Annotated in this window: 2 protein-coding genes; both read left to right on the top strand. The window is 58.2% G+C overall.

Annotated elements, in window-relative coordinates; all coding sequences use genetic code 11:
• Nucleotides 1-2,362, top strand: a 2,362-nt coding sequence (locus tag PLJ71_22540; GenBank protein HQM51467.1) for a hypothetical protein, incomplete at its 5' end; no start/stop codon positions are given.
• On the top strand, nt 2,359-3,555 hold the full coding sequence (locus tag PLJ71_22535; GenBank protein ID HQM51466.1) for a hypothetical protein: 1,197 nt from the start codon (nt 2,359-2,361) through the stop codon (nt 3,553-3,555). The genes PLJ71_22540 and PLJ71_22535, both read left to right, overlap by 4 nt.
• Nucleotides 3,556-3,884 lie beyond the last annotated feature (329 nt).

Raw genomic sequence — 3,884 nt, 5'->3', positions numbered from 1 at the left:
CCAATCGCCGCAAATCTTCGTGCTTGATCCTGATCATATCGTCACCAAAGAAATCTACTGGCCCAATTCGACGTTTAAAGCCGCAGGCAAGAGCGCAACGTTGTACGTGCCCAAAGTTGATCTTGACGCCGATTCGGATTATGATGGCGGCATTGATGAAGAAGACGATTCACTCGAAGAGAGCGTGGGAGGTCTGGCCGTGATCGGCGCGGAGAGTCTTGCGCCGCTGAACCTGTCGTTCGGTCCGGAGGGCCTAACGTCGGGAACCCTGACGCTCTCCGCCGCCGCCTGCGGCGGGAAGATCGCGGTGTGGCCGGAGAACAACACCAACGGCACGCCGTTCACCTTGCCGAAGATATGGACCGTAGGCACCGACACGATCCCGCCGACGGTTTATCTCCAAGGCGTCGAAACCAGTGCAGTCCCCCGCGACGTGGCGCTGGAACTCCGCCTCGCCTCCGGCGGCGTCACCTGCTGCGACACCGTCAGGGTGACGGTGGTCAGGATGGCTCTAGTCCCTGATTACGATCGCGACGGAATAATTGACGGCGCTGACCGGCTCCGAGCAGCCACAAATGAAGTTTTCCGGTTCTGGATCAACGACGACAACGACAATGGGGCCTTTGCGGAACACGAGGAGAACGTACCTGACACCGACCAGCCCGATCAGTTCGAGTGTAACTGTTTGGATCACATTGTTAACGGCCGTTCAGACCTGTTGGATTTCATGATCGTTTGGCTCAATCTGGGAGGAACATTGAGCTTGCTGCCTCCTGAAGACGGATACCTATACAGGATCAAGAGCATTGGCATTGCTTTCGCTGAAACGGACCTGTCACGCTATAACGCGACTGACTGCCTCCGTACGGACTACAATAAGTGTGGCCCACAGTTAAACGCCCCGGCGCCGTCCGCGCCTCTCTTGCCAGCCGATCCCTTCGTGGAGGTGTCCACGCCGCTATCAGCCGAGTTCTTGGCAGCGGTCCGGGCGGACGGTGATAAGGGGGTGTTGATGGTCGAAGGCACACGTGATGGTGCGTGCATGGAGTTGGAAGTCGTTGACGCGGACGGCCATACGATATTAAGCGCGGAGTGCCCCGTCCGGTTCTACGAGGTGGAGAACATGTACAGGTGGGTGAACCTCCGGTCCGCCGCCGGAGGCGCCGTCGAACGTCCGACTGGCGGCGCGCTGCAACTGGACCCCCTCGGCCAGCCGGATCCAGGCGACTGCGAGGCTCATTTCGTTTTTGTCCACGGATACAACGTCAGCGAAGGCGAGGCCCGGGCGTGGAACGCGGAAGTGTTCAAGAGGCTCTACCAGTCCGGCATGAACGCCCGGTTCACGGCCGTTACGTGGTACGGCAACGAGAGCCAGCATTGGATTACTGGTGCGGGTTATCGCTCGCCAAACTACTACACGAATGTTTGCCATGCTTTCGAGACCGCGCAGGGTCTGAGCGCTGCCGTCGCGTCCCTGCCGGGCGAGGTCAAGGTGATCGCGGCGCACAGCCTCGGCAACATGGCGGTCTCGAGCGCGATCCAAGACCATGGTCTGCAGGTGACCAAGTACTTCATGCTCAACGCGGCTGTTGCGGCCGAGTGTTACGACGCGAGCCTGTTCAACACCTCCGGGGCATCCAACCCGATGGTCCACGATGATTGGCGGGATTACCATTCAAAAACATGGTCGGCCTGCTGGCACGCGCTTTTTGATGCGGACGCTCGAGCGACGCTGACGTGGACAAACCGCTTTCATGCCGTCCTCCCCGTCGCGTACAATTACTATTCAAGTGGTGACCAAGTATTCGAACTCAACGCAGATGGAACGCCCTGGCCTGCTGAGGGAATCCTTGCTGACGTCGGTCGCTACAGTTGGCAGAAACAGGAATTGTTCAAGGGACGGACCGCGTCGAGCGATCTCATCACGTCTAGCTACGCAAGCGATTGCGCCGGATGGGGCTTCCTTGGTTACAAGGCTGATTTGACATGGTGGCGTACGTATTGTCAGGATGCGGCGAACGCCCTCACGTCTGACCAACTCAGGACAACGCCGGTCTTCCATCCGAATCCAGCCGAGATGTTTCATTATTCGATATCGTTGGCGGATCGATTTCGAATTCTCGCCTATGGCATACCTGCCCTCTCGCAGGCGGCGGGGCTTGCGCAAGTTGGATCTAATGAAGAACCTGTTATGGCGGAAGAGGTGGATATGAATGCACTTAATCTGCATCCCAATGGCTGGTGGCGGACGGGAGACGGTGATCTCGACAACCGCTGGCTGCATAGCGATTTGAAGCAGGTGGCCTACTATTACGTCTACCCGCTGTTCGTCAATCTTGTGGAGACTGGAGGGCTGAAGTGAGAAAGCTGCTTGCAGGCACGGTACTTGCGGTGACCGTTTTCATCGTTTGGAGACTTGTCTCCGGGCGGCCCGGAACCGCGGCGGACGAGGTGAAACGTATGCCCGCAGGTGAGGCGCGGGAAGCGGCGGCGGAAGTTGGGAGGGCCGTGGCGGAAGAAGCCCGTCTATCGCGTCTCGGCGCGGCCTACGCTCCGGGGGTGGTCGTGCTGACCAACGCGGTCCTGGCGTTTGACCCGCGAAAGAGGGTCAAGGTCCCGTCGGAAGAGTGGAGCCGCTACCAGGCTGAGAAACATGGCGTGTCCAAACTCGGAGGGCCCAAGGCCAAGGTGACGTTTCATGTTGTTGATGAGGACGGAAACAACGTCACGAATGCCGCCGTTAGTGTCAATCTGGCCGTAAACGGTGTGAAACCTACTACAGGTGGAACGGACTGTGACGGGCTGTTTGCGGCAGAGGGGCGGCTGTCAGAGGAACTGATCTATAGTGTGACGAAAGACGGCTTCTATAAGACACGATCCAAGTTCGCTTTTGGCGGACTGGGAATTATCAGCATGGAAGATGGGTGCCGAATCCCATGGAACCCAACGGTCCGGGTGACGCTCAAGCAGATCCGCAACCCGATCCGGATGTACGCGAGGCGGCTTGAAGTCACCCTGCCGGCGGACACGAACAGCCTCGGTTTCGACTTTCTGGCCGGAGACTGGGTGGGCCCTTACGGAAAAGGGACGCATGCCGATATGGTCTACACGTACGACGAGAAAAGGGGGGGGCGGTCAAATTACGACCTGACGATTACCCTGTCTTTCCCGGGGGAGGGCAATGGCTTCTACATGCGAAAAAAAGACAAGTTCAGCGCGCTGGTCTCAGACCAAGTCGCTGCTCTTTCGGGATATCGGCCTGAAGGAGCTTTGCGCTTGCATCGCGTGGAAGGAAAGTATCTCTGCGAAGAGCGGATAGCGGATGACGACTACCTTGTCTTCCGCGTGGGGAACGGTCGCGAAGAAAGTGGGGGCGCAAAGATGGCGTACTATGGAAAAATGTATGGGCCGCTTGAGGTTCCCCACGCATGGACACGGAAATTCACCATGACCTACTATTTCAACCCAACCCCAAACGACCGCAACATTGAATATGCGCCGCGCAACAATCTGTTCAAAGGGCTCAAGTCATACGAGGATGTCTACGAGCCGTGACAAGGACGATCCGAACCCGCCTGACATGTTTCAGTCCACTAGCATCCCATAGGCGGAGCAGTCAGCCCTTACCCATGCGGATTTGCTTGGGTTTTCGGTGTCTGTTTTGAGGTTTCGGGTTGGAGGTTTTCCCGGCGGGGCCGGCCGTTTCGCGTTTTTGTTGGGTTTTACGGCCCTGCTGTCCCATAGTCGATCCGCCAGAAATCGAAAAAGACCTGCAAAGGCGGGGGTTTGCCGTCCACCTCGACGTTCGCGGTCACGCGGCGCAGGGGGGCGGGATAGAGCTTCTTGGAGCGGGCGAGGACGGGCTCGACGAGTTCGTCGCTGAT

This window comes from Candidatus Hydrogenedentota bacterium (assembly GCA_035416745.1).
Lineage (GTDB): Bacteria > Hydrogenedentota > Hydrogenedentia > Hydrogenedentales > SLHB01 > UBA2224.
The sequence above is the reverse complement of the archived record's forward strand: the minus strand, read 5'-3'. Positions and strand labels throughout refer to the sequence as shown.